The following is a 25,396-nucleotide window of genomic DNA, read 5'->3' on the forward strand; positions in this document are numbered from 1 at the left end:
CCAGGCCGGGGCGTCATGAGCGATGACCCTGCGATAACTGAGCCTCTAGGTGATATTTTGCAACTCTAGATCCGAATTTTCCCATGGTCCTTCGTCCTCTGGAGGCCTTGGAAAACATCTTTCCGGTTCCGCCGGCCGCCTCCCGACGGGAAGGGGTGTCAGGTTGACGGGACCGCGCCCGGGGGCAACAAGCACGGCGCCGCACAGGATCGGAGCGCCGCATGTCCCATCCCGTCTCCCCGCTCGCCCCGCAGACCCTCCCCGAACTGCCGCCGGTCGCGGGGGTGCGCCTCGCCACCGCGCAGGCCGGGATCCGCTACAGGGGACGCACCGACGTCCTCCTCGCCGTGTTCGCGCCCGGCACCCAGGCCGCCGGGGTGTTCACCCGCTCGAAATGCCCGTCGGCGGCGGTGGACTGGTGCCGCGGGCAGTTGCCCGGGGGCGAGGCGCGGGCGCTGGTCGTCAATTCCGGCAACGCCAACGCCTTCACGGGGCTGAAGGGACGCGAGGCGGTCGAGCTCACCGCCCGCATCGCCGCCGGGGCGGCCGGCTGCGCCCCCGGCCAGGTCTTCATCGCCTCGACCGGCGTGATCGGCGAGCCCCTCGACGCGACGAAGTTCGAGGGCGTGCTCGCCGATTGCGCCGCCTCGGCCGGGTCCGGGCCGGAGACCTGGGCCGAGGCCGCCCGGGCGATCATGACCACCGACACCTTCCCGAAGCTCGCGACCCGCCGGGTGCGCCTCGGCGACGCCGAAGTGACGCTCAACGGCATCGCCAAGGGCGCCGGGATGATCGCCCCGGACATGGCGACGATGCTGTCCTTCGTCGTCACCGACGCGGCGCTGCCGGCCGCCGTTCTCCAGGCCCTGCTGGACCGCGGCGTGCGCCAGAGCTTCAACTGCGTCACCATCGACGGCGACACCTCGACCTCCGACACCCTGATGCTGTTCGCGACCGGAGCGGCCGGCAACGACGCGGTCGCCTCGGCGGAGGATCCGCGCCTGCGCGACTTCGCGGCGGCCCTCGACGACCTCCTGGCCGAGCTCGCCCAGCTCGTCGCCCGCGACGGCGAGGGCGCGCGCAAGTTCGTCACCGTGCGGGTCGAGGGCGCGACCGACGACGCCTCCGCCCACCGGATCGCGATGTCGATCGCCAACTCGCCGCTGGTGAAGACCGCGGTGGCGGGCGAGGACGCCAATTGGGGGCGGGTGGTGATGGCGGTGGGCAAGGCCGGCGAGCCCGCCGACCGCGACCGGCTCGCGATCTGGTTCGGCGACGTGAGGGTGGCGGTCGCGGGCGCCCGCGACCCCGACTACGACGAGGCCGAGGCCTCGGCGGCGATGCGCCGGCAGGACATCGTGATCCGGGTCGGTCTCGGCCTCGGCGAGGGCACGGCGCGGGTATGGACCTGCGACCTGACCAAGGCCTATGTCGAGATCAACGGGGATTACCGCTCGTGAGGGGACCCGCCGGCGCCCTGCTCGCCGTCCTCCTCCTCGCCGGACCCGCCGCCGCGGAGGAGCCCGGGCGGATCGTGGTCACCGGGCAGGCCAGCGCCGAGATCGCGCCCGACTTCGCCACCGTCGAGGTCGCGGTCGAGACCCGCGGCGCGACGCCCGGCGCGGCCCTCGACCAGAGCAGCGGCGCGGCCGCGAAGGTCGTGGCGCTCGCCCGGGAGTTCGGGGCCGCGGGCCCCGACGTCGCGACGACGGCGGTCGTCCTGCGGCCGGCCACCCGCAGCCAGCGCGACCCGAACGGGGTGGTGAGGGAGGTGGCCGACGGCTATCAGGCGGTCAACGCGGTGCGGATCCGGCTGCGCGACCTGCCGCGCCTCGGCGCCCTCGTGCGCCGGATCGTCGACACCGGGGCCGACCGGATCAACGGCATCGGCTTCGGCCTCCTCGATCCGGCCCGGGCCGAGGCCGGGATCGAGGCCGAGGCGGTGCGGGACGCCCGCCGGCGGGCCGAAGTCCTCGCGGAAGCGGCGGGCCTGCGCCTCGGCCGGGTCGAGCGCATCACCACCTCGCCGCAGGGCGCGGTGCCCCCGCCCTACCCGATGGCCCGGGCCCTCGCCGCCAAGGCGCCGGGCGCCAGCGTCCCGGTCGAGCCCGGCACGGTCGAGGTGGCCGCCTCGGTCGAGGTGACCTGGGCCATCGCCCCCTGAGACGAAATCCGGAAGATCACATCCGGATTTCGTCTCACCCGCCCGCGCGGCGCCTGAGCGACGCCGATTTTCGCATCGCGAAAGCGATGGCACGGCGATCGCCGCGATCCGGCGGAATCGCCGAGCGAGCGATCGACATCGTGTGATCCCCGATCCGCGGCGGGTCCCTCACCTCAAGTCGTCCCGGGGGCAGGACACGCGCCGGAACCGGCCCGGCCGCCGTCATCCCGCCGACCGGCCCTGCCCTTGGGCAGCCGGCGGTCTGCACGTTGCCCGTGACACGGCGACAACAATACGACACAAAACCGTTCTTCCGCGCGGCGATTCGCGTCCCTTGCACGGGCCGGTTGCATTTCCTAAAAGGCCGGGGCCGGAGAATCTTCATGCCAATCCGCAAAGCGTTCCGTCGATGGTTGCCGAATCATCGTCTCGCCGCTTTATTCGACAGCCGTTTCTATTTGCAGGCGAATCCCGACGTCGCTCAGGATGGCGTGAATCCGTTCGACCACTTCATGGCGTGCGGCTGGCGCGAGGGGCGGGACCCCTCGCGCTCCTTCTCGACCCTTCTCTACAAGGACAGCCGCCTCGGCGACGGGCAGGCCGACGTCAATCCGCTCGTCCATTACAGCAAGCTCAGCCGCGAGGTGCGGGCGCAGATCGACACGTCGTTCGCCTCCGATGCCCTCGAGATCCAGCGCAGCGTCATCAAGGATTATTTCGACGAGGACTATTACCTCTCCAAGAACAACCTCAAGTTCGTCAAGGATCCGCTGTCGCACTATCTCCTGACCGGCTGGCGGCAGGGCTACGAGCCGAATCCGCACTTCTCGTCGCAGAACCACGTCAACCGGCACGGACACATCATCTACAGCGGGCTGTGCCCGTTCTACCACTACGTCTCGACGCACCAGCTGGCCGACGGAGGCCCGCCCCTCGTCAAGGTGTCGCGCGCCTCCGGCCGTCCGCAGGCCAAGTCGCCGCTCGACCTGCACCTCGTCATGCACACGATCCGGGACGCCTTCGATCCCGCCTTCTATCTGGCGCAGTACGCCGACGTGCGGGATTCCGGCATCGATCCGCTCCGGCACTACGCGCTGCACGGCTGGAAGGAGGGCCGCAACCCGTCGGAATTCTTCTGGAGCACGTTCTATCTCGACACCTACCGGGAGGCGATCGGCGACGATCCCAACCCGCTCTACCACTACGTCACCAAGGGGCAGACCCTCGGCCTGCGGCCCAACCCGTTCGGCGCGGACCTGTGGCCGGCGGCGACGGCGCCGGGCGAGGCGGAGTGGGACGCGGTTGCGCCCGCCGCCGACGTCGAGGCCAGCGACGTCGTCGTGGTGATCCCGGTCTACAAGGGCTACGACGAGACCCTGCGGGCGGTGCACGCGGCGCTGACCCCGCAGGCGGCGCGGTTCGCCGTGCTGGTGGTCAACGACCGCGGCCCGGACCCGGAGCTGAACGCGGCGCTGGGCCGCCTCGCGGCGCGCGGGCTGTTCCGGTACGAGGAGAACCCGGCCAATCTCGGCTTCGTCGGCTCGGTGAACCGCGCCCTCGGCCTGTGCCGCGGCAAGGACGTCATCCTGCTGAACTCCGACGCGATCCCGTTCGGCGACTGGATCGACCGGATGCTGTGGCACGCCGCCGCCCATCCCGACGCCGCCACCATCACGCCGTTCTCCAACAACGCCACGATCTGCAGCTATCCCCGCTTCAACCAGAACAACCGGGTCCAGCTCGAAGCGTCCCTGGCCGAGATCGACCGCTACGCGAGCGCCTGCAACGCGCGCGCCTCGTCCGAGATCCCGACCGGCGTGGGGTTCTGCTTCTACATGCGCGGCGCGGTGATCGACGCGATCGGCGCCTTCGACGAGGCCACGTTCGGCCGCGGCTACGGCGAGGAGAACGACTTCTGCCTGCGTGCCGCGAAGGCCGGCTACCGCAACCTGCTCGCGCACGACGTGTTCGTCTACCATTGCGGCGGCGTGTCGTTCGACAACACCTATCTCGACTCGCTGTCGGCGATCGAGAAGCGCCTGCTCGGCAAGCATCCCGACTACCTGACCCGGGTCTTCCGCTACATCGAGGCCGATCCGGCCCGCGACGCCCGCTTCCGGCTCGACCTCTACCGGATCGCCCGCTACCTGGCCCGTTGGAAGGTCGCGGTCTTCGTCACCCACAACCGCGGCGGCGGCATCGCCACCCATGTCAGGGACGCGAGCGGGCGGCTGGCCCGGGAGGGCGTCAAGACCCTGATCCTGACCATCGCCGGCCGCCGGGCGATCCGGCTCTCGGCCCCGCCGGACCAGGACCTGCACCTGCCGGAGCCGTCCTTCGAGCAGCTCGATCTCGGCCGGCATGCCGACCTCCTCGCCGCGTTCCTCGGCTGGCTCGATCCCGCGATCGTCCACGTCCACTCGTTCGTCGGTCTCGACTGGGCCTCGACGCGCCGGATGATCGACATGGTGTCGGGCATGAGGAACTACTACTTCACGCTGCACGACTATTCGGCGGTGTGCCACCGCAACGATCTCGTGACCCCGCTCGCCCGGTATTGCGGGCTGCCCGCGGCCGAGACCTGCCGGGCCTGCATCGCGATCGACCATCAGGCCGAGGACGTTCCCGACCCGGACGAGCGGCGGACCGTCTATGCCCGCTTCCTCTCGGGCGCGACGGGCGTGCTGGCCCCGTCCGGGGACATCGCCGAGCGCCTGCGGCCGTTCATCCCGGAGGCACGGATCGTGGTCCGGCCGCACGAGGAGCGGCTCACCGCCGCGGCGCAGCCGGCGCCGCGGGGCAGCTCGGCCGGCGGCGGCCCCTCGATCCTCCAGGTCGCCGCCATCGGCGCCCTCGGTCCGCACAAGGGCTCGGGCGTGCTGCACGACCTCGCCCTCGACGCGCGCCTGCGCAACCTCCCGATCCAGTACCGGATCGTCGGCTATTCCGACCGCTCCGACCGGATGGCCCAGGTCGGCGTGATCGAGTCCGGCGCCTACAAGTCCGACGGCGAGGCGATGGACCTCCTGCGCAGCCTGAAGATCGACCTCGTGATGATTCCGTCGATCTGGCCCGAGACCTACTGCTACGCGCTGTCGATCGCGCTGGCGGCGGGCATTCCGCCGGTGACGCTCGATCTCGGCGCCCAGGCGGAGCGGCTGCGCGCCACCGGCGAGGGCGTGCTGGTGCCCCCGTCCCTCCTGGAGGACCCGTCCGCCTTCAACGACCGGCTGCTCGCCACCCCGCTCGCCGAGGTCTATGGCCGCCGGCGGCGCTACGAGACCTTCGCCTATCCGAGCCTCCTGCGGGCCTATTACGAGGCGGCGTGAGGCGGCGCACGGAATCGCTTCCGCCCGGCATCCCGCACGGGCTATGTCGGGGGATGGCCGATCCGCTCAAGCTTCTCCTCGTCGTCGCCGTCGCCCTCGTGGACGCCGACGGGCGCGTGCTGCTGGCGCAGCGCCCTCACGGCAAGTCGCTGGCCGGGCTGTGGGAGTTCCCGGGCGGCAAGATCGAGCCCGGCGAGCGGCCGGAGGAGACGCTGATCCGCGAGCTCTCCGAGGAGCTCGGCATCGTCGTGAAGGAGGCCTGCCTCGCGCCCCTGACCTTCGCGAGCCACGCCTACGAGAGCTTCCACCTGCTGATGCCGCTCTACGTCTGCCGGCGCTGGGACGGCTTCGTGCAGCCGCGCGAGGGGCAGGCGCTCAAGTGGGTCCGCCCCCGCGATCTCGCGAGCTACCCGATGCCCCCTGCCGACCTGCCGCTGCTGCCGGCGCTCGTCGACCTGCTCGGGCCGTGAGCCTAATCCTTGAACTCCTCGATCGCGTCGACCTTGTTGGGGTAGAAGGCGAGGTGCCCGCGGATCGCCGCGACCTGCGGCAGCGGATCCTCGTAGCTCCACACCGCGTCGGCGCGCTCGACCCCGCCGGCGGTGAGGCCGTAATAGCTCGCCTCGCCCTTGTGCGGGCAGCGGGTGCGGCGGGTACTGGGCGCGAACAGGTCCCATTCGGCATCCTCGCGCGGGATGTACTGCACCGGCGGCAGCCCGGCCTCGCGCAGGGTCAGCGCGCGGGTCGTCTCGGCCACGATGACGCCGCCCAGCACCACGCGGATGCGGTGCGGGTTGGGCGTGACGGTGATCGGATGGTCGTCGCTCATGAGCGTCTCTCCTGCGTGCCGAGGGCGTCGGCGAGCCGTGCCCGCGCCGAGCCGGGTGCCAGGGGCTTCTGCTGGCTCTCGTGCGGCACCCAGCCCGAGACCCAGATCACCTCGAAGGTGGCGCGCACCCGCCCGTCCGGGTCGGCGTAGCGCGCGGCGTAGAGGGCGGCGGCCCGCATCAGGGTGTCGCGGCGCAGGCGCCCGCGCCGCTCGCGCAGGGCGTTGGTCAGCCCCATCGCGCGCAGGTCGCGCATCAGCCCGAACGGGTCGGCGTAGCGCACCGGCACCGTCTCGACGTCGGTGACCGGCAGGGCGAAGCCGGCCCGCTGCAGCAGGCCGCCGAGGTCGCGCACCTCCGCGAACGGCGCCACACGGGGCGAGATCCCGCCCTCGACCTCGCTCTCCGCCTCGGCGAGGACCTGGCGCAGTTCGGTGAGGCTGCGCCCCCCGAGCAGGCAGCCGACGAACAGGCCGTCGGGCCTCAGCGCGCGGCGGATCTGGATCAGGGCGCCCGGCAGGTCGTTGGCGTGCTGGAGCGCCAGCAGCGAGACCGCGAGATCGAACCGCGCACCGGCGAAGGGCAGCGCCTCGGCGTCGCCGACCGCCAGGGCCACGCCGGGCACGGCCGGCTCCGGCACCGGGGCGAGGCGACAGACCTCGCCGGCCCGCCCGCTCGCCCGCAGCCACGACGCGGCGTCGGGCAGCGGCGTGCCGAGGTCGAGGGCGTGGGGGAAGTCCCGCAGCACCGCGCCGAGCCGGTCGCCGAGGTCGTCGAGGGCGCGGGCGAGGAGGAAGTCGGCGTAGCCGATCCGGCGGGCGCGCCGAAGGCGCATGCGGATCAGGGCGGTGTCGAACAGGGGCGGCGGCGTGGACATCGTGCCCGCTAGATGGCGCGGGAGCACCCTGCCCGCCACCCCCCGGGGCCGGGCCAGCGGCCGTCAGGCCGCCCGGACCCCGGCCACGAAGCGCGAGACCTCCCGTTCGAGGCCCGCGGCCTGCTGCGAGACCGCCCCGGCCTCCTGCCGAACCCGGCCGGCGGCGTCGCCGGTGCGGGCGGCGCCGCGGCGGACCTCGGCGGCGTTGCCGGAGACCCGCTCGGTGCCCTCGGCGGCGTGCTGGACGTTGCGGGCGATCTCCCGGGTCGCCGCGCCCTGCTGCTCCATCGCGGCGGCGACGCCGGACGCGATGGCGTTCATCTCGCGGATCGTGCGGGCGATGTCGGCGATCGCGCGCACCGCCTGTCCGGTCTGCGCCTCGATCCCGCCGATCTGCGCGGCGATCTCCTCGGTGGCCTTGGCGGTCTGGCCGGCGAGTTCCTTGACCTCGGTGGCGACCACCGCGAAGCCGCGGCCCGCCTCCCCGGCCCGGGCCGCCTCGATCGTGGCGTTGAGCGCCAGGAGATTGGTGCGGGCGGCGATCTCGGTGATGAGGCCGACGACAGTGCCGATCCGCGCGACCCCGGCCTCGAGCACCTGGACGGTCTCCTCGGTGCGGGCGGCCTCGGTCTCGGCGCGGCCGGCGATCGCCGAGGACTGGGTCACCTGCTGCACGATCTCGGCGATGCTGGCCGAGAGCTCCTCGGTCGCCCCGGCCACCGACTGCACGTTGGCCGAGGTGCGGCTCGCCGCCTCGGCGACGCCGGCGGTGAGGCCGTCGGCCTCCGCCGCCGCCTCGCCGGCGACCTGCGCCGCCGCCTCCATCCCGCCCGCCGCGCTCGTCAGTTCGAGGGTCAGCCGCGCCATCGCCCCCTCGAACTCCCGGGTCAGGTCGGCGACGAGCCGCGTGCGCGCCTCGCCCGCCTCGGACTGCGCCCGCTGGGCGGCGGCGAGCCGCTCGGCCTCGGCGAGCCCGTCCTGGAACACCGCGACCGCCCGGGCCATGCCGCCGATCTCGTCCTGCCGGCCGGTCTCCGGAACCGGCACCGCGCGGGCGCCGCCGCCGATCGCCGCCATCACCCCGGACAGGCGCTGGAGCGGGCCGGCGACCGAGCCGGCGAGCCGCAGGCTGATGAGCAGGCCCGCCACCACGATCGCCGCGGAGACGGCGAGGAAGATCGTGTTGCTGCGGGCCACCGCCGCGGCGAAGGCGGCCTCCTGCGCCGTCGCGCCCTGCCGGGCCGAGGCGAGGAGGTCGGCCAGCGCCGCGTTCGCCTCGTCGCGGAATCCCCGCGAGGTCTGGAGATGCCCGCCCCAGCGCTGCGACAGGCCGGCAAGCCGCTGGACCGCCTCCCCCCACGTCGCCAGCAGCGACGACACCCGGTCGTCCCCGCTCCCGGCCTCGGCCAGCCCGGCGGCGGCGAGCCGGCCGCGCAGGTCGGCGATGCCGGCCGCCGCCGCCTCGAGGCGGCCGCGATCGATCGAGATCCCGAACTGGGCCATCTGCCCGCGGACCGCCTGGACGACCTCGGCGGCCTCGTTGACCGCCGTGAGTCGCTCGAGATCCCAGGATTCGGCGGCCCCGGCCCGCAGCCCGGCGAGGACCCACTGGAACCGCTCCCCCGCCGCCTCGACGACCTTCCCTTGCGCGGCGATTTCGGCCTGGATCTGCCGCAGGCTCTCGTACTCGGCGGCGTAGCCGCGCACGCTCGCGGCGACGCGCTGCGACAGCGCCTGCTCCGGCGCGGTCAGCCCGGCGTCCCTCGCCGCGCCCGCGGTCTCGCCGGCCTTGGCGAGGAGCGCCTGCGCCGCCCTGGCGACGGCCGGGTCGAACCGCTGGAGCCAGCGGCTCGTCTCGAAGCGGGCCTGCATCATGTCCATGTCGATGGTGCGGACGTGCTCGACCTTGTTGCGGGCCGCCTCGTAGGCGGCGAAGTTCTCCCGCGCCTGGGCCAGGAGCAGCGCGCCGGCCGCGGCGACGCCGCAGGACGTGAGAAGGATGAGCCCGAACCCGCCGAGGATGCGGGCCCTGATGGAGAGGCGCGCCACCCTGCGGCCCACGGCACCGAACCTGACGAGCATCCTGGCGTCCTTCCACGTGAGGAGTGTCGCAGAAGGTGTATCGTTGCGTCGTCTCGGCCGTCTTAACGTGGCCGTCTCAATCGGCTCACCTTCGCGGATCCGGAGATCGGGCGTGGATAACGGCGGCGGGACCTTCGGCCGGGGCGGGATGCCCGGTTCGCTCGCGCCGGCGCTGCGCCGCCTGGCGCGGGCGCCGGGCCTCGCCCTGCGCGGCCTCCTCGGCCTCGTCTACCCGCCGGTCTGCATCGCCTGCGGGGCCGCGACCGGGTCGCCGCACGCCCTGTGCGCCGGGTGCTGGACCGGGATGCGCTTCATCGAGCGGCCGTGGTGCGAGCGGCTCGGCACGCCGTTCGCGGTCGATCTCGGCGTGCCGGGGCTGATCTCGCCGGCGGCGATGGCGGCGCCACCGGTCTTCGCCCGGGCGCGCAGCGTCGCGCGCTACGACGACACCGCCCGCCGCCTCGTCCACCGGCTGAAATACGAGGACCGGCTCGACCTCGCGGTGGCGATGGGCCGGATGATGGCGCGGGCCGGCCGCGACCTCGTCGCCGAGGCGGACACGATCGTGCCGGTGCCGCTGTGGCGCTGGCGGCTGTGGCGGCGGCGCTTCAACCAAGCGGCATTGCTGGCGCGCCACGTCGCCGCCGGGGAGGGCCGCTCCGTGGAGGCCGGGCTGCTGCTGCGGGTGCGCCGGACCCGGCCGCAGGTCGGGCTCAGCCGGCCCGCCCGGGCCGAGAACCTCCAGGGGGCGTTCCGGGTGCCCGAGGCGGCGCGCCCGCGCCTTTCCGGCCGCCGGATCCTCCTCGTCGACGACGTGATGACGACCGGCGCCACCGCCAACGCCGCCGCCCGGGCCCTGCTGCGCGGCGGCGCCGCGGCGGTCGACGTGCTGACCTTCGCCTGCGTCGTCGGCGACGGCGTCACATGATACGATGTCCGGGCGATCAGGTCCGGGCATCGTATCGTCAGCCCGCGCGGTGGAGCCCTCGGCTCCCCACACCTGAGCGACGCCTGTTTCCGCATCGCGAAGCGATCCATCGCAAACCGCACGAGATCCCGACCTTGCGACCGCGCGACAGGGACGGTCCGCGGAACCTTTCCGGCCGAAGCCCGGTTTGGTCGCGCCTTCCGGCGGAGTTCCTCGGAAGCGTTCCCTGGAGTTGAGAGAGATGATGCACAAGCTCATCGCCGCCGCCACGCTGGCGGCCGGCCTCGGCCTCGCCTCGACGGCAGGCGCCACGCCGCTCGCGGTGCCGGGTGCCGGCGCCGTGGCGCCGGACGCGCCGGTGACCCGGGTCGCCGGCGGCTGCGGCCCGGGCTTCTTCCGCACGCCCCGCGGCTTCTGCCGCCCGTTCCGCGCCTACGGGCCGCCGCGGGTCTACGGCCGCCGCTGCTTCGTCCGTCCGACCCCGTACGGGCCGCGCCGCTTCTGCCGGTTCTGAACCGGCGGCCCGTCGCACCGGCCGCCCATGCATCCGCCGCGGGGGGCTCGTTCCCCGGCGGCGCTCGACTTCCCCGCCGCCCGCGTCCGACACTGGCCGCCGGCGCACCTCGCGGAGGGAGACGATGCCGGTTGCCAGCGAAACCCTGACCGTGCCGGGGCTCGACGCCCCGGCGGAGATCCGCCTCGACCGCCACGGCATCGCCCATCTGCGGGCCGGATCGCGGCGCGACGCCTTCTTCGTCCAGGGCTTCAACGCCGCCCGCGACCGGCTGTGGCAGCTCGACCTGTGGCGGCGGCGGGGCCTCGGCCTGCTCGCCGAGAGCTTCGGGCCGGGCTACCTCGCCCAGGACCGGGCGGCGCGCTCGTTCGTCTATCGCGGCGACATGGAGGCGGAATGGGCCGCCTACGGCGCGCCCGACACGCGGGCGGTCGTCGAGGCGTTCGTCGCCGGGCTCAACGCCTGGATCGACCTCGCCGGGCGCGAGCCGGAGCGGCTGGCGCCGGAATTCGCCGCGACCGGCACCCGGCCGGGCCGGTGGGAGGCCGCCGACGTGGTGCGCGTCCGCAGCCACGCCCTGGTGCGCAACGCCGCCTCCGAGGTCGCCCGCGCCCGGGTGGCGGCACGGGGGGCGCTCGCCCTCGACCGCTACCGCAAGGCCCTCGCGCCGCCGCACGACCCGGTGGTGCCGGACGGCCTCGCCGCCCTGCCCGACGATCTCCTGGATCTCGTGCGCCTCGCCACCGCCGGGGTCGGCTTCGGCCCGGAGCGGCTCGCCGCCCGGCGCGACGAGGCCGACCGCTGGTGCCGCGTCGACGAGGACGGCGCCGTCACGGCGGCGCCGGTGCCGGAGGCCGGCGAAGCTCCGCCGGAGGGCTCGAACAACTGGGCGGTCGGACCGGGCCGGACCGCCACCGGCCGGCCGATCCTCGCGAGCGACCCGCACCGGGCCTACACCCTGCCGTCCCTGCGCTACGTCGTGCACCTGACCGCGCCCGGGCTCGACGTGATCGGGGCCGGCGAGCCGGCGCTGCCCGGCATCTCGATCGGCCATAACGGCCACGCCGCCTTCAGCCTCACCATCGCGCCCCTCGACCAGGAGGACGTCACCGCCTACGAGACCCACCCCGACGATCCCGACCTCTATCGCTACGGCGACGGCTGGGAGCGGATGCGCCGGGTCGCGGAGCGGATCCCGGTGCGGGGCGGCCCCGACGAGCCGGTCTCGCTCGCCTTCACCCGCCACGGCCCGGTGATCCACGCCGACCCGGCGGCGCGGCGGGCCTTCGCCCTGCGCACGGTGTGGAGCGAGCCCGGCACCAGCGCCTATCTGGCGAGCCTCGCCTACCTCGACGCCCGCAGCCCGGAGGCGTTCGGGGCGGCGCTGCGGCACTGGTCGGCGCCCTCGGTCAACCAGGTCTACGCCGATGCGGACGGGCGCATCGCGTGGTTCGTCGCCGGCCTCGCGCCGCGGCGGCCGAACTGGGACGGGCTGATGCCGGTGCCGGGCGACGGGCGCTACGAGTGGGACGGTTTTCACGCCGCCGACGACCTGCCGCGGGCGATCGACCCGCCGCGCGGCTTCGTCGCCACCGCCAACGAGATGAACCTGCCGGCCGACTACCCGGCCGAAGCGCGCAGGCTCGGCTTCGAGTGGCTGGAGCCGTGGCGGGCCGAGCGCATCCACGCGGTGCTCGACGGCCAGGACCGGCACGGCCTCGCCGAGTCGATGGCGCTCCAGGGCGACGACCTCTCGCTGCCGGCCCGCCGCCTCGCCGGCCACGCCGCCGTCCTCCCGCCCGCACCGGACATCGCGGCGGCGCAGGCCGTGCTCGCCGGATTCGACGGCCGCCTGCACGAGGAATCCGGCGCGGCGCTGCTCGCCGAGATCTGGTGGATTCATCACCTGCGCCCGGCCCTGCTGGCCCATCTCGCGCCCGATGCCGCGACCCGCGCCCTGCTGGCGCCGGGCGACGCCGAGACCCTGCTGCCCCTCCTGGACGCCGCGGACCCGGGGCTCGCCCCGGCCGAGCGCGACGCGCTCCTCGTCGGCACCCTGGCGGCGGCCTACCGGGACTGCGCCTCGCGGTTCGGCGCCGACGACGCGGCCTGGGCCTGGGGGCGATTCCACCACGCCCGCTTCCTGCATCCGCTCTCGCGCGTGAACGGCGGCGCCTTCGATGTCGGGCCGCTGCCGGTCGGCGGCTCGGGGGCGAGCGTGATGAACACCTCCTACCGGCCCGAGACCGGCCGGCTCACCGTCGGCGCCTCGTTCCGGATGGTAGTCGATGTCGGCGACTGGGACGCGAGCGTGTTCGTGAACGCGCCGGGCCAGTCCGGCGACCCGCGCTCGCCGCACTACGCCGACCACGCGGCGCTGTGGGCGGGGCGCGGCTACCGGCCGATGCTCTACACGCGGGAGGCGGTGGACGCGGCGACCGAGCGGGTGATCGCGCTGCGGCCGGGGTGAACCTGTACGCCCGACAACGGCCGCATCAGGCCCGGTTCAACGGCCGCGCGCGATGGTCGGGATCAACGGCGGCCGGATCCGTCCCCGCCGCGGAGAACCCCACGATGTTCCGCCTCGCCCGCCTCACCGCCGCCGCGGCCCTGCTGCTGGCCGGACTCGGCACCGCCCAGGCCGCCGATTTCGACGGCTTCGGCCCTCCGCCCCCACCGCGCTTCGAGGGCGGGCCGGACTGGCGCCCGCCCGGGCCGCCGCGCTTCGCCGGAGCGCCCGGCGGCTGCCGCGTCTTCGTCAAGCGGCGCTACGACCCCTACGGCGACGAGGTCGTGCGCCGGGTGCGGGTCTGCGACGAGGGTCCCGGCTGGGGCTGGGGCCGGCGGCACTGGCACCCGGACGGCGAAGGCCCGCCGCGCTGGTGACCCGCGCCGGCGCCTTGCGCCCGGGCGCCGGCGGCACGATCTTCCCCGGACCGATGCCCCGCGCCATCCAAGACCGCTCCGCCGAGGCGCGCCGCCCCGCCGACGCCCTCGCCGGGACGGTGGAGCGCGTCACCTTCCACAATGCCGAGACCGGCTTCTGCGTGCTGAAGGTCAAGGCGCGCGGCCGGCGCGACCTCGTCGCCGTGGTCGGCCACGCCCCGGCGGTGGCGGCGGGCGAATGGGTCACCGCCACCGGCGCCTGGGTCAGCGACCGCAGCCACGGGCTCCAGTTCAAGGCCGACACCCTCGCCTGCACCCCGCCGACCGGGGCGGACGGCATCGAGCGCTACCTCGCTTCCGGCCAGATGCGCGGCATCGGGCCGGAAATGGCCAAGCGCATCGTGCGGGCCTTCGGCGAAGAGACCTTCGCGGTCATCGAGGCGCAGCCCCAGCGCCTGACCGAGGTCGCCGGCATCGGCAGGCTGCGCGCCGCCCGCCTCGTCGCCGCCTGGGCCGAGCACAAGGTGGTGCGCGAGATCATGATCTTTCTCCACGCCCACGGCGTCGGCACGGCGCGGGCGGTGCGGATCTTCAAGACCTACGGCACCGACGCGGTCGCGGTGATGACCGAGGACCCCTACCGCCTCGCCCGCGACGTGCGCGGGATCGGCTTTCGCACCGCCGACGCGATCGCGGCCCGCCTCGGCCTGCCGCCGACCGCCCCGGCGCGGCTGCGCGCCGGCATCGCCTACGCGCTGGAGGCCGCGATGGACGACGGCCACTGCGCCCTGCCGGTCGCCGATCTCGTCACCCGGGCCGCGGGCCTGCTCGACGTCGAGGCCGGGCTGATCCGCACCGCCCTGGTCGAGGAACTCTCCGGCGAGGCGGTGCTGGCCGACACGATCGGGACCGAGCCGCACGTCTTCCTGCGCGGCCTGCACGGGGCCGAGCGCGCCATCGCCGAGCGGCTGATCGCCCTCGACGCCGCCCCCCTGCCGTGGTCCGAGATCGCGGTGCCCGAGGCCCTCGCGGCGGTCGAGGCCGAGACCGGCCGGGCGCTGTCGCCGTCGCAGCGCGCCGCCGCCGAGACCGTGCTCGCCGCCAAGGTCGCGGTCGTCACCGGCGGCCCCGGCGTCGGCAAGACCAGCACCCTCGACGCCCTGCTGCGGATCCTGCGCCGGGCCGAGGCCCGGGTGCTGCTCGCCGCGCCGACCGGCCGGGCCGCCAAGCGGATGAGCGAGCAGACCGGCCGCGAGGCCCGCACCCTGCACCGCCTGCTGGAGGTCGACCCGGCCCATGGCGGCTTCCTGCGCGATGCCGGCAACCCGCTCGATTGCGACCTGCTGGTGGTGGACGAGGCCTCGATGGTCGACGTGCCGCTGATGAACGCCCTGACCCGGGCGCTGCCGCGCCACGCCGCCCTGTGGCTCGTCGGCGACGTCGACCAGTTGCCCTCGGTCGGGCCCGGGCAGGTGCTCGCCGACGTGATCGCGTCCGGCCGGGTCGCGGTTGCGCGCCTCACGGAGGTCTTCCGGCAGGCCGCCGAGAGCCGGATCGTCGTCAACGCCCACCGGATCAATGCCGGGCGGATGCCCGAGGGCGCCACCGACCCGGACGGCGACTTCTTCGTCGTGGCGATCTACGACCCCGAGATCGGTGCCGAGAAGCTGGTCGAGATCGTGTCCTGCCGCATCCCGCGCCGGTTCGGGCTCGATCCGGTCCGCGACGTGCAGGTGCTGTGCCCGATGAACCGCGGGGCGCTGGGCGCCCGCAACCTCAACCACGCGCTGCAACGGGTGCTCAACCCCGATCCGCCGGTGGCGGTCGAGCGGTTCGGCTGGCGCTTCGCCCCCGGCGACCGGGTGATGGTCGGGCAGAACGACTACGACCGCGAGGTGTTCAACGGCGATCTCGGCCTCGTCCTGCGCATCGATTCCGAGGAGGGCATCCTGGTCGCCGGCTTCGACGGGCGCGAGGTCGAGTACCCGTTCGACGAACTCGACGCCCTGTCGCCGGCCTACGCCATCACGATCCACAAGGCGCAGGGCTCGGAATATCCAGCGGTGGTGATCCCGGTGGCGGTCCAGCACTACACGATGCTCGCCCGCAACCTGCTCTATACCGGCGTCACCCGCGGCAAGCGGCTGGTGGTGCTGGTGGCCCAGACCCGGGCGATCGGGATCGCGGTGCGCGGCGGCGCCATGCGGCCGCGGTTCACGAAGCTGCGGGAGTGGCTGGAGACCGGCGAGACGGGCGCCCGCGAGCGGCGGCGGAGCGCGGGGTCGGGTGCCGACCGCTGAGGCTAATACCCCTTCTTCACCTCGGCCAGCGCCCGGGTGAGCCCGGCCGCGATGGTCTCGCGCTCGCCCGGCGAGGCGTCGCGGGCGACGAGGACGCGGCGGCCGCGGGACTCGAAGGCGAGGGATTGCAGGCCGTACTCGTCGTCCTCGACCTTGTGCAGGCGGGTCCAGAGCGGGTTGAAGCGCCACTCGGCGCGCTCGCCGCGGTGGCTGACCCGGGCGATCAGCACCTCGATCTGGCTCACCATCACCTCCTCGAACGAGCGGCCGCGGCGGTTGCTGACGGTGAGCGCCAGCCACAGGGCGAGCATGTCGAGGCCGAAGAACCCGGCCACCGGCCAGTGCCCCATCCGCACGAAGGCGATGCTGGTGACGAGGGAGACGAGGCAGCAGGCACCCATCACCACCCGGAAGCCGAGGCGCCCGAGGGACCGGTGCGGGCGGATCACCGCCGCGAAGACCGGACGGTCGATCGTGTCGGGATCGCGCCCGTAGGGATGTCGCGCCGAAGGCTCCGGGCCGTCGTCGCCGTGGATCTTGCCGCTCGCCATGCCCGCCATATAAGGCGCTGATGGCCCGCCGCACATCGACCGCCCCGATCAAAAACACGACAGGCACGGCGGGCGCGCACGTCGTCGCGCCGTTGACCGCGGCGGCCCGGCAGGGCGAGCCGGTCGACGCCGCCACCCTGGCCGAGATCTTCTCGCGCCTGCGCGCCGCCGACCCCGAGCCGCGCTCCGACCTCGAGTATCTCAACCCCTACACGCTGCTGGTGGCGGTGGTGCTCTCGGCCCAGGCGACCGACCGGAGCGTCAACCTCGCCACCGCGCCGCTCTTCGCCCGGGCCGACACCCCGGAGGCGATGCTGGCGCTCGGCGAGGAGGTCGTGCGCCACCACATCCGCACCATCGGGCTGTTCAACACCAAGGCGAAGAACGTCATCGCTCTGTCGCGCATCCTGGTCGAGGAGCATGGCGGCGAGGTGCCGCGCGAGCGCGAGAAGCTCGAAGTGCTGCCCGGCGTCGGCAGGAAGACCGCGAGCGTCGTGCTGAACGTGGCGTTCGGGGTGCCGACCATCGCGGTCGACACCCACATCTTCCGGGTCTCGAACCGCATCCCGCTGGCGCCGGGCTCGACCACCGACAAGGTCCAGGCCGGCCTGGAGGCGATCGTGCCCGAGCCCTACCGGCTCAACGCCCATCACTGGCTGATCCTGCACGGGCGCTACACCTGCAAGGCGCGCAAGCCCGAATGCGGGCGCTGCGTCATCGCCGACCTGTGCCGGTATCCCGACAAGGTCGCGGCCTGACCGGCCCCGGTCCCGCCCAGCGCGGCGGGAGTGCATGTCATACCAGCGGTCATTGAAAATGACCTTTGGTTCTGCTCTCGAATTTCCGCCAAGCCTCTGGCTGAGTGTCGGAAATCCGAGATGGATCAACGGCCCCGTCGATCTCGGGCCTGCCCGAGATCGCGTCGATGCGTCAGCATCCCGGGCCGTTGGGATCAGGAGTGTATTCGGCCGGGCGGGAGCGGATTAACCCGCCGCAAAGACGATCCCGGCAGGATCCTCGCGGAGATCCGATCGCCGGAGCATCCGACGTGACCTTCAGGACAGCCCTCGTCCTCGCGGTGGCGGGCCTCAGCCTGATCGGTTGTGCCCTCGCGGCCGATGGCGCGCTCCGGCAGTACGGGCGTCTCGCCGCCGTGACCCAGGCGGGGCTGCGCCTCGGCGTGCTGCGCCTGCTGGCGGAGGTGCCGCCGCACCTGAGCATCGAGCGCGGCCTGACCACGATGGCGCTGCAAGGCCTGACGGCCGACGACGGCCGCGGGCTCGCGGCGCTCCGGACGGCGCAGGACCTCACCGCCGGGGCGGTGGACGCGGCCTCGGCCCGGGTCCGGGAGACTGACGGGCGCCTGCCGGAGGGCGACGGGCTCGGCGACCGCGTCGCCGAGATCGGCCGCTCCTACGAGGCCCTGCGCGACCTCGTCGCGGCCCGGCTCGACCAGCCGGTCGCCGGGCGCGGCGACGCGGTGGCGGTCGTCGGCACGCTGTCGGCGGGGATCCTCCAGGCGGCGCGCCTCGCTTCGGAGGCGGAGACGGCCAAGCTCGCTCCGGCGAGCGGCCGGGCGTTCCAGTGGGGCACCATCGCCCGCGCGGCCCTCGAGCTGCGCGATCTGGCCGGCCAGCAGGCCGGCGCCCTGCAGAACCTCGTGGCCGCCCACAGGCCGGTGCCGACGCAGCAGGCGGTCGATTTCTGGCGGCTCCAGGGCCGCGTCGACCAGATCTGGCTCGGCCTCAGATCCCTCGGCGAACAGGATGCCGCCTCGCCCGCGCTGAGGGCCGCGCTGGCACGGGTCCAGGCGGAGTACGTCGAGGCGTTCCAGATCCTGCGCAACGAGATGGTGCCGCATTTCGAGACCGGCCGGTTCCCCGTCGGCGGGGCCGCCTATCGCGAGCGGGCGCTGCCGATGTGGCACTCGGTCCTCGCCCTGCGCGACGCCGCCTTCGACGGCGCCGAGGCCGCCATCGCCGCAGACGCGGTCGAGGTCCGGTCGCGCTTCGCCACCGCCGTGGCCGTCCTCGGGGCGGCCGGCCTTGGGACGCTCCTGGTCCTCATCCTGGCCGTTGCCGGAGCATCGCGGCCCGCCGCGCGGGCGGGATGGCCGGAGATCCCCTGCCCGCGCGCCAACCGGCCCGCACTGGCGCAAAGCGCCGAGATGCGCGGCTGACCCTCAGCGGCGGATGCAGCGCTGCGGCCCGCGCACGCAGGCGATGCCCGGCAGCGAGCAATTCGCCCCCTCGGTGCCGCGGACGCAGACCACGCAGGAATCGGTCCATTCCCGGCAGCCCGGATCGCGGTCGGGCCCGACCGCCGGCGCCGGGTGACCGCCCGGGGCGAGATGCGCCAGCGCCACCGTGGCGAGGACCAGCGCGGCCACGCCGAGGGAGACCCGGCGGTCGTGGCTGCGCTCGGCGGCGGGCGGGGCGAGGATGTCGGCCATGCGGCCCTCCTCGCCCGCGGCCACGCCGGCTGTCAACCGGCCGCGGCGGCCACGAAGCTCGCGGCGACCTGCCGCGGGCTCGACTGCTCGGCGACCGGGATGTGGGTGTCGTCCTCGAGCGGCACGAACTTGGCGGTCTGTCCGTCGAAGGCGTAGAGCTGCCCGGTCTCGATCTCGAAGAACCAGCCATGCAGGGTGAGCTGGCCGGTGGCGAGCCCGGCGGCGACGGAAGGGTGGGTGCGCAGGTTGTTGAGCTGCACCACGACGTTCTCCATCGCCAGCGCATGATGGCGCTGCTTGTCGTCGAGGGTGTCGGGATAGGCCTCGCACACGATGGTGTGGGCGGCGTGGCTGTGGCGCAGCCAGGCGGCGACGTTGGGCATCTTGTCGAGGGCGCCGGGCTGCAGCAGGCCCTTCATGGCGCCGCAATCGGAATGGCCGCAGACCACGATGTCGCGCACGCCCAGCGCCATGACCGCGTACTCGATCGCGGCCGAGACGCCGCCGGTCACGGTGGCGATCGGCGGCACGATGTTGCCGGCGTTGCGGCACACGAACAGCTCGCCGGGGCCGACCTGGGTGATCTGCTCGGGCACCACCCGCGAATCCGCGCACGAGATCACCAGCGCCTTCGGCTGCTGGCCGTCGTGGACGAGACGCTGGTAGATCGACTTCTGCTGCGGAAACACCTGCTCGCGAAACTGCGAGAAGCCCTGAACGATGTTGTCCATCTGCACCTTCCTTGCTTGAGGCCGCCGCGCGGCTTGACCCTGCCTGTGGCCGCCGCGCGGCTTGGCCCTGCCTGTGGCCGCCAAGCGGCCGGGCGCTGCCGTGCCCATAACGCCAAGACGATGATTTTGTTTCTCTGCGCCAGATCGGAGCGAGAACTGCATCGTCCCGGTGGGTTCGGGTGATTTACGATGGGGAGTGCAGGTTTAATCCCGCGGATCGGCGCCGATCATCGCTCGGGACGCGAGCAGCGGCGGCAGGGCGGCGAGGTCGAGGGGCTTGCCCAGGAAGCCGTCGAACCCGGCCGCCCGCGCCGCCGCCTCGTCCTCGGCCTGGACGTTGGCGGTCAGCGCCACGAGGCGCAGGCGCGGCAGGTCGCGGTCGCGCTCGAACCCGCGCAGGCGCCGCGCCGCCTCCAGGCCGTCGATCCGCGGCATGCGGATGTCGAGGAGGGCGAGGCGGTAGGCCGGCGCCTCGCCGAGGGCGGCGGCCTGCAACAGGGCCAGCGCCTCGGCGCCGTCCCGGGCCCAGGTCACGGCGGCGTCGAGGCGCTCCAGCGCCTTGCGGGCGAGGAGCGCGTTGATCGGGTTGTCCTCGGCCAGCAGCACCCGCGGGCCGGTCTCCCGGGGGGCGGCCGCCGGCGCCGGAATGGCCGGGGCGTCGCAGCAGGGCGCCGGCGCCGCGGCGAGGTGGGCGAGGAGCGAGGAGGCCCGCACCGGCTTGATGAGGTAGCGGTCGAAGCCCGCCGCCGCCGGGGAGCCGAATTCGCGCCGGTCGAACGGGGACAGGAGCACGATCCGCCGGGCGACACCCGCGTCCCGGGCCGCCGCGGCGATGCGCCGGACCGCGTCGTCGCCGAGGGCGCGGTCGGCGATCACCGCGTCGACGGACGCGCCGCCGGCGAGCGCCGCCACCGCCTGCGCCTCGCTCGCCACCGCCTCGACCATCGCGCCCGCCCGCTCCATGCGCTTGCCGAGATACGGCGCCCCGAACGGCGAATCGGCGACGACCAGCACCCGGCGGCCTGCCAGGGATTCCGCCGCCGCGCCGGCCGGGGCCGGCCCGGCGACGGGCAGCGGCAGCACGACGGTGAAGCGGCTGCCGGCGCCGGGCCGCGACTCGGCCTCGATCCGGCCGCCCATCCGGGTCACCAGCCGGCGGGTGATGGCGAGGCCGAGCCCGGTGCCCTCGTGCCGGCGGCTGGCGCTGCCGTCCCCCTGCTCGAACTCCTCGAACACCAGCGGCAGGCGCTCGGGCGGGATGCCGGGTCCGGTATCGCGGACCGACAGCACCAGCGCCCCGTCCTCCCAGGCGGCGGCGACGCCGACGCCGCCGGTCTCGGTGAACTTGATCGCGTTGCCGGCGAGGTTCAGCAGGATCTGGCGCACCCGGTCGCCGTCGCCGGTCACCTGCGCCGGCAGGTCCTCAGCGATGTCGGCGGCGATCTCGATGCCCTTGTCCTGGGCCCGCGGCGCCAGCAATTCGACCACGCCCTCGACCAGCAGCCCGGCGGCGAACGGCGCGGCGGCGAGGTCGAGCCGCCCGGCCTCGATCTTCGAGAAGTCGAGGATGCCGTCGATGAGGGTCAGCAGCGCCTCGCCGGAGGTCCGCACCGCCTCGACGTAGGTGCGCTGCTCGGGATCGAGGCGGGTCTCGCGCAGCAGCGCCGCCATGCCGAGGATGCCGTTGAGGGGGGTGCGGAACTCGTGGCTGACGGTGGCGAGGAAGCGGGACTTCGCCACGCTGGCGGCCTCGGCGCGGCTGCGCGCCTCGTCGAGGGAGCGGGTCGTCTCGACGCGCTCGGTGATGTCGCGCCCGGCCGACAGCCGCTCGGGCCGGCCGGTGCGGCCGACCACCGCCGTCTCGACCACCGAGAACCAGCGCACGCCGCCGTCGACCGCCACCGCCACGTCGTGGCTGCGCGAGCCGTCGGGCAGCGGCACGAACGGGCTCGCCTCGACCACGGTCAGGTGGCGGGTCGAGCCGACCAGCGCCTCCGGCCGGCTGCCGAGGAAGCGCGCGAAGGTCTCGTTGCAGAAGGTGATGCGGTCCTCGGCGTCGCGCTGGACCACGAGGGCGATCTGCGCCTCGACGAGGCTGCGGTAGCGGTCCTCGCTCTCCGACAGGCGCCAGATGCGGTCGTGCAGGCGCTCGACCTCGCCGTCGTGGCGCCGGCGCACGCCGTCCAGGACCCGCCAGCCCGCCGCGAGGCCGACGATCGCGAGCCCGGCCGCGACGCCGAGCGCCGCTCCCACCGTTCCGAGACCCGCCAGACCCATCCGCCGCCCTCCTGCCGCCGGGCGCGATCCTGGCCCGGCGGGGCTGAATGCGGGCTTGCGGAAACCGCTTAGCGGATCCTGAGCCGGGCCGCTCGGATTGCGCGCATCCGGCCCCGGTCGGGGGAAGCCGGTTTCGGCATCGCGACGGCGACCGCAACGCAGTCGCCACGATCCCGCAGGGATCGCCTGAAGCGATCGACCAGAGGCATCATGAGACCAAGGGCCGTTTTCAACGACCCGTTGGTGTCATACGGTTCTCGATTGATCGCTTCGCGATGCGAAAATCGGCCTCGCTCAGGCGCCGCGCGGGCTCGTGATACGATTTTCGGAACTGATCGTCCGAAAATCGTATCAGTTGCTCACCGGCTTTGCCGTCCCTTGCGGATGAAACCGGGCGGTGGTCGTCTGTATCCGTTGCCCCGGTCGAAGGCGGCTTTCGCTTTGGCACGCCTCCCCTCTCCCGAGTGGGAGAGGGGATCCCGCGCTCCAAATATCTAATTTGAAATCAGATACTTGGAGCCAGTTTCTATTTAGAGATGCGAAAGGCCCGCGGTCGGGCGGCCGCGGGCCTTTCGTTCGTGTACGGTCGATCAAGGCGCGGGAATGACCGCCGGACCGCTCCCGCCATCACCGCACCCGGGTCGGACGACGTTCCTGGACCTTCAACCTACGGCTGCATTCTCCCGCCGGGAGGATCAGGCGCTCGGCAGCGCCTTGCCGTAGCTGCGCAGCGCGACCAGGGCCTTCTCGATGTCGGCCTTCTGGCTTTCCAGGTGCGCGATCTGCTCGGCGACCTGCTCGGGCGAGAGAGCCAGCTTCGTCGCGCCCTCGGCGCCCACATCCTCGCCGTCGACCATCGCGGCGATCTCGCGGAGCGTGAAGCCGAGCTCCTTGCCGCGCAGGATGGTGGCGAGGCGGGTCCGGTCGTCCTCGGTGTAGAGCCGGGTGGTGCCGCGCCGCTGGGGACGCAACAGTCCCTTGGCCTCGTAGAAGCGCAGCGCCCGCAGCGTCACGCCGAACTCCTCGGCGAGGTCGCCGATGGTCAGCGTGGCGGGTGCGGTCGAGCGGGCCGGCACCGCCCGGCCGCGCCCGGCACGGTTCGAGGTCGGATTGGAGGAGTCGATGCGATTGTACGTCATGTCCTGTTCTCCCCAGCGAACACGTCGATCGACGGCCGCACCGTCTCCCCGGCGGCCTTCGTCTGACACAAATACGCTCATTTGCACTCCCTTGGGGAAAGGTAATATCAACCAAGGCGTGTGTTACATACGGTAAAAAATCAGGTCTGACAGCGGTTTACCCCGGATTCCCGGAGGCTCTGACACCAAAGGACGCACCCGTGGTTTACCCGTGGGAACGTCCCACGGGCAGCCGTCGCGGCAGGAGCGCCACGATCCGGCGATCCGGTCGCGGGTCCGGTCGTGGCACCGCTTCCAATCCCTCCCCGCGCGCTGCCGCCGCGACGCTCCCGGCGACTTAACGGCTTGTTTACCCTGTTCGCCGAAACCCGTGATCAGGACTTTCTGACGTGCCGCCGTCGACGGAATCTTCATCGGCGAGCGGCGCGTCGCCCTGCCGGTTCCTCCGAGACGGTTGCAACCGCCGCCGAACTCCCATCGCCGGGTTTGCCTATGAGCCGGACCGCAAGCGTCAGCCTCGACCATCTCGATCCCGACATCCGGGAGGCTGTGCACGACGCTGCGCGCCGGGCAGGCGTTCCGCTGGAAGAATGGGTGAACGCGACGGTCGCGGGCGAGGACGAGCGGTCGCCGACGACGGAGACGCGGCCGGCGGACGCGGCCGGCGACCACCCGCGGGCCGGCGAGACGGCGGGGCGGCGCTCCGAACGGCAGCGGAGCCGCGCATCATCGCGGATGCGGCCGGATCCGGGACTGGGCGAGGCCGTGGCGGCGATCTCCCGCCGTCTCGACGACCTCGACACGCGGCTCGTTCACAGCGGCGACGTCGCGGCCGCCGCGGTGACGCGGGCGGTCGAGAGCCTGGAAGTGCGGCTGCGGGGTGCCGCCGGCGGCAGCTCGATCGAGGCCGCGCTGAGGGATCTGGAGCAGCGTCTCGCGGCACTCGACGGCCGCACGAACCGCCGTCAGGCCGGGCGCGGCCCCCGCGCGCTCCAGGACGACCTGCGCTCGGCGGTGGTCACCATCCGCCGGCGCCAGGACGAGATCGATGCCGGGTCGGGCAGCCGGGCCGCTCCCCCGGCGGCGGCACCCGTGGCCGTCCTCGACGGCCTTCAGGCCGAGACCGCGCGGCTGCGCGACGGCCTCGCCCGGCAGGCGACCGGCCGCGACGTGGCCGCCCTCGAAGAGGCGGTCCGCACCCTGACGGGCGAGCTGCTGCGGGTGCGTGCACCGGCGGATCTCGCGGCGGTCACCGGACCGCTCGACCTGATGCGCAGCCAGGTCGAGCGCCTCGCCGGCGAGATCGCCGCCGGCAACCAGGCCCGGCTCGCCGCGGACATCGAACGCCTCGCCGGTGCCATCGCCGCCGCGGAGATCGCCGGAGGCGACGCCGCCGACCTGTCGCGCGACCTCGACGCCGCCCGCCGGCAGGTCGCCGGCCTCGCCGATCCCGAGCGGGTCCGGATGCTCGCCGGTTCGGTCCGCGAACTCGACGCCGAGGTGACGCGGCTGCGCGCCGGCATGGCCGAGCACCCGCCGGCGGCCGGCACGGCCGCGGAGCGGTCCCCGGCGGCGGAGACGCCGCGGGCGGGTCCCGACATCGGCCCCGTCGCCGCTGCCGGGACCGAGACGGCCGAAGCCCCCGGGTCGGCGCTGGGATTGCTCGCACGGATCGAGACCCTGTCGGCGAAGGTCGATCGTCTGGCCGCCCCTCCCCTCGCCGGGAGCGACCTCGCGTCGATCCACGGCATGCTCCGCTCGCTGGCCGACAAGCTCGACCGCGTCGAGACCGGCGGCAGCGGCGAATCCCTCGACGGGCTGGAGCGGCAGGTCCTGACGCTCGCGTCCCGGCTCGAATCCGGCGCCGGCGACCCGACCCTGGCCGGTCTGGAGCGCACCATGGGCGAGCTTCTCGCCCAGGTCGCCCTGTTGCGCGACGAGTCTCCGATCGAGGCCGCGGTCGAGCGCGCCGCCCGTCAGGCGATCGCCGGCGCCATCGAGGCCGCGCCGCGGGCCGGGGTCGATGCCGGTCAGGTCGCGGCGCTCCAGGCCGCCCTCGCCGACCTGAAGACCCAGCACTCCGCCTCGGACCGGCGCATCCACGCCACCATGGAGGGGGTGCACGGCGCCCTGGAACGCCTCGTGGCGAGCCTCGCCCAGGTCGATCCGGCCCGTGTCGATGCGACCCGGGTGGATCCGACCCGAGTCGATCCGGCTCGGGTGGATCCGGCCCCCGATGGCACGGCGCGGCGCGACAGCGTGCTGCGCGAGACCACCGCGCTCGCCGGGCGCGGCGCGCCCCGGCGTCCCGAACCCGGCCGGCCCGCGCCGGCCGCGAC

The 25,396-nt window shown here is 73.8% G+C and carries 19 protein-coding genes and 1 pseudogene; 12 read left to right on the forward strand and 8 right to left on the reverse strand.

What is annotated here, in order from left to right; genetic code table 11:
* Nucleotides 1–221 precede the first annotated feature (221 nt).
* From argJ to EOE48_RS06750, 4 genes are all read left to right on the forward strand, one after another.
* Nucleotides 222–1,460, forward strand: a complete 1,239-nt coding sequence (gene argJ, locus EOE48_RS06735) for a bifunctional glutamate N-acetyltransferase/amino-acid acetyltransferase ArgJ (RefSeq protein WP_127728013.1) — start codon at nucleotides 222–224, stop codon at nucleotides 1,458–1,460.
* Nucleotides 1,457–2,164 carry an SIMPL domain-containing protein gene (locus EOE48_RS06740; RefSeq protein WP_246154005.1) on the forward strand — a complete coding sequence of 236 codons (708 nt, stop codon included), beginning with the start codon at nucleotides 1,457–1,459 and terminating at the stop codon, nucleotides 2,162–2,164. The genes argJ and EOE48_RS06740 overlap by 4 nt, the downstream gene beginning before the upstream one ends.
* Before the next feature lie 491 nt (nucleotides 2,165–2,655).
* On the forward strand, nucleotides 2,656–5,493 hold the full coding sequence (locus tag EOE48_RS06745) for a glycosyltransferase (RefSeq protein WP_127728015.1): 2,838 nt from the start codon (nucleotides 2,656–2,658) through the stop codon (nucleotides 5,491–5,493).
* A 53-nt stretch (nucleotides 5,494–5,546) separates the two neighbouring features.
* Nucleotides 5,547–5,963 carry a (deoxy)nucleoside triphosphate pyrophosphohydrolase gene (locus EOE48_RS06750; RefSeq protein WP_127728016.1) on the forward strand — a complete coding sequence of 139 codons (417 nt, stop codon included), beginning with the start codon at nucleotides 5,547–5,549 and terminating at the stop codon, nucleotides 5,961–5,963.
* 2 nt (nucleotides 5,964–5,965) lie between these two features.
* Here the strand turns inward: EOE48_RS06750 and EOE48_RS06755 are convergent, their stop codons facing one another.
* The 3 genes from EOE48_RS06755 to EOE48_RS06765 form a co-directional block, all read right to left on the reverse strand.
* Entirely contained in the window at nucleotides 5,966–6,322 is a 357-nt protein-coding gene (locus tag EOE48_RS06755) for a DUF427 domain-containing protein (protein WP_127728017.1), read from the reverse strand.
* A complete protein-coding gene (locus tag EOE48_RS06760; protein ID WP_127728018.1) occupies nucleotides 6,319–7,197 on the reverse strand; it encodes a methyltransferase domain-containing protein in 879 nt (292 codons plus the stop codon). Before EOE48_RS06760 ends, EOE48_RS06755 begins: the two co-directional genes overlap by 4 nt.
* 63 nt (nucleotides 7,198–7,260) lie before the next feature.
* Complete coding sequence (locus EOE48_RS06765; protein ID WP_127728019.1) at nucleotides 7,261–9,279, reverse strand: methyl-accepting chemotaxis protein; 2,019 nt, start codon at nucleotides 9,277–9,279, stop codon at nucleotides 7,261–7,263.
* A gap of 148 nt (nucleotides 9,280–9,427) precedes the next feature.
* On the opposite strand from EOE48_RS06765, the gene EOE48_RS06770 reads away from it, so the two are divergent.
* The 5 genes from EOE48_RS06770 to recD2 all read left to right on the forward strand — a co-directional run bounded on the left by EOE48_RS06770 (nucleotide 9,428) and on the right by recD2 (nucleotide 15,907).
* Nucleotides 9,428–10,207 (forward strand): ComF family protein, encoded by a 780-nt coding sequence (locus tag EOE48_RS06770; protein WP_127728046.1) that lies wholly within the window; start codon nucleotides 9,428–9,430, stop codon nucleotides 10,205–10,207.
* A 241-nt stretch (nucleotides 10,208–10,448) separates the two neighbouring features.
* Entirely contained in the window at nucleotides 10,449–10,721 is a 273-nt protein-coding gene (locus tag EOE48_RS06775; protein ID WP_342791820.1) for a GCG_CRPN prefix-to-repeats domain-containing protein, read from the forward strand.
* A 124-nt stretch (nucleotides 10,722–10,845) separates the two neighbouring features.
* Nucleotides 10,846–13,191, forward strand: coding sequence for a penicillin acylase family protein (locus EOE48_RS06780; protein ID WP_127728020.1), 2,346 nt, complete (start codon nucleotides 10,846–10,848; stop codon nucleotides 13,189–13,191).
* Nucleotides 13,192–13,295: 104 nt separating this feature from the next.
* Nucleotides 13,296–13,607: a hypothetical protein gene (locus tag EOE48_RS06785; RefSeq protein WP_127728021.1), complete on the forward strand. Its 312-nt coding sequence runs from the start codon at nucleotides 13,296–13,298 to the stop codon at nucleotides 13,605–13,607.
* 53 nt (nucleotides 13,608–13,660) lie between these two features.
* Nucleotides 13,661–15,907 (forward strand): SF1B family DNA helicase RecD2, encoded by a 2,247-nt coding sequence (gene recD2 / locus EOE48_RS06790; RefSeq protein WP_127728022.1) that lies wholly within the window; start codon nucleotides 13,661–13,663, stop codon nucleotides 15,905–15,907.
* Nucleotides 15,908–15,909: 2 nt separating this feature from the next.
* Here the strand turns inward: recD2 and EOE48_RS06795 are convergent, their stop codons facing one another.
* Nucleotides 15,910–16,458, reverse strand: a complete 549-nt coding sequence (locus tag EOE48_RS06795) for a DUF2244 domain-containing protein (protein WP_127728023.1) — start codon at nucleotides 16,456–16,458, stop codon at nucleotides 15,910–15,912.
* 20 nt (nucleotides 16,459–16,478) lie between these two features.
* Here EOE48_RS06795 and nth point away from each other — a divergent pair, with 20 nt between their 5' ends.
* Complete coding sequence (nth, locus tag EOE48_RS06800) at nucleotides 16,479–17,216, forward strand: endonuclease III (protein WP_127728024.1); 738 nt, start codon at nucleotides 16,479–16,481, stop codon at nucleotides 17,214–17,216.
* A gap of 290 nt (nucleotides 17,217–17,506) precedes the next feature.
* On the forward strand, nucleotides 17,507–18,637 hold the full coding sequence (locus EOE48_RS06805) for a hypothetical protein (RefSeq protein WP_127728025.1): 1,131 nt from the start codon (nucleotides 17,507–17,509) through the stop codon (nucleotides 18,635–18,637).
* Between the two features lie 3 nt (nucleotides 18,638–18,640).
* On the opposite strand, the gene EOE48_RS06810 is transcribed toward EOE48_RS06805, so the two are convergent.
* From EOE48_RS06810 to EOE48_RS06825, 4 genes are all read right to left on the reverse strand, one after another.
* Nucleotides 18,641–18,910: a hypothetical protein gene (locus EOE48_RS06810; protein WP_127728026.1), complete on the reverse strand. Its 270-nt coding sequence runs from the start codon at nucleotides 18,908–18,910 to the stop codon at nucleotides 18,641–18,643.
* Nucleotides 18,911–18,942: 32 nt separating this feature from the next.
* The gene (locus EOE48_RS06815) at nucleotides 18,943–19,641 is read right to left on the reverse strand and encodes a carbonic anhydrase (protein ID WP_127728027.1); all 699 of its coding nucleotides are present in this window, start codon (nucleotides 19,639–19,641) and stop codon (nucleotides 18,943–18,945) included.
* Nucleotides 19,642–19,845: 204 nt separating this feature from the next.
* Nucleotides 19,846–21,918 (reverse strand): hybrid sensor histidine kinase/response regulator, encoded by a 2,073-nt coding sequence (locus tag EOE48_RS06820; protein WP_127728028.1) that lies wholly within the window; start codon nucleotides 21,916–21,918, stop codon nucleotides 19,846–19,848.
* Between the two features lie 695 nt (nucleotides 21,919–22,613).
* On the reverse strand, nucleotides 22,614–23,057 hold the full coding sequence (locus EOE48_RS06825) for a MerR family transcriptional regulator (protein WP_127728029.1): 444 nt from the start codon (nucleotides 23,055–23,057) through the stop codon (nucleotides 22,614–22,616).
* 492 nt (nucleotides 23,058–23,549) lie between these two features.
* On the opposite strand from EOE48_RS06825, the pseudogene EOE48_RS06830 reads away from it, so the two are divergent.
* Nucleotides 23,550–25,396: pseudogene (locus EOE48_RS06830) on the forward strand (hypothetical protein); the annotation flags it as partial.

Origin of the sequence: Methylobacterium oryzihabitans, assembly GCF_004004555.2 — a bacterium.
In the GTDB taxonomy this organism is placed as follows: Bacteria; Pseudomonadota; Alphaproteobacteria; order Rhizobiales; family Beijerinckiaceae; genus Methylobacterium; species Methylobacterium oryzihabitans.

Coding starts and splice junctions, on each gene's coding strand:
- argJ (WP_127728013.1), top strand. CDS start 222: ATGTCCCATCCCGTCTCCCCGCTCGCCCCGCAGACCCTCCCCGAACTG.
- EOE48_RS06750 (WP_127728016.1), top strand. CDS start 5,547: ATGGCCGATCCGCTCAAGCTTCTCCTCGTCGTCGCCGTCGCCCTCGTG.
- EOE48_RS06755 (WP_127728017.1), bottom strand. CDS start 6,322: ATGAGCGACGACCATCCGATCACCGTCACGCCCAACCCGCACCGCATC.
- EOE48_RS06760 (WP_127728018.1), bottom strand. CDS start 7,197: ATGTCCACGCCGCCGCCCCTGTTCGACACCGCCCTGATCCGCATGCGC.
- EOE48_RS06765 (WP_127728019.1), bottom strand. CDS start 9,279: ATGCTCGTCAGGTTCGGTGCCGTGGGCCGCAGGGTGGCGCGCCTCTCC.
- EOE48_RS06770 (WP_127728046.1), top strand. CDS start 9,428: ATGCCCGGTTCGCTCGCGCCGGCGCTGCGCCGCCTGGCGCGGGCGCCG.
- EOE48_RS06775 (WP_342791820.1), top strand. CDS start 10,449: ATGATGCACAAGCTCATCGCCGCCGCCACGCTGGCGGCCGGCCTCGGC.
- EOE48_RS06780 (WP_127728020.1), top strand. CDS start 10,846: ATGCCGGTTGCCAGCGAAACCCTGACCGTGCCGGGGCTCGACGCCCCG.
- EOE48_RS06785 (WP_127728021.1), top strand. CDS start 13,296: ATGTTCCGCCTCGCCCGCCTCACCGCCGCCGCGGCCCTGCTGCTGGCC.
- recD2 (WP_127728022.1), top strand. CDS start 13,661: ATGCCCCGCGCCATCCAAGACCGCTCCGCCGAGGCGCGCCGCCCCGCC.
- EOE48_RS06795 (WP_127728023.1), bottom strand. CDS start 16,458: ATGGCGAGCGGCAAGATCCACGGCGACGACGGCCCGGAGCCTTCGGCG.
- nth (WP_127728024.1), top strand. CDS start 16,479: ATGGCCCGCCGCACATCGACCGCCCCGATCAAAAACACGACAGGCACG.
- EOE48_RS06810 (WP_127728026.1), bottom strand. CDS start 18,910: ATGGCCGACATCCTCGCCCCGCCCGCCGCCGAGCGCAGCCACGACCGC.
- EOE48_RS06815 (WP_127728027.1), bottom strand. CDS start 19,641: ATGGACAACATCGTTCAGGGCTTCTCGCAGTTTCGCGAGCAGGTGTTT.
- EOE48_RS06820 (WP_127728028.1), bottom strand. CDS start 21,918: ATGGGTCTGGCGGGTCTCGGAACGGTGGGAGCGGCGCTCGGCGTCGCG.
- EOE48_RS06825 (WP_127728029.1), bottom strand. CDS start 23,057: ATGACGTACAATCGCATCGACTCCTCCAATCCGACCTCGAACCGTGCC.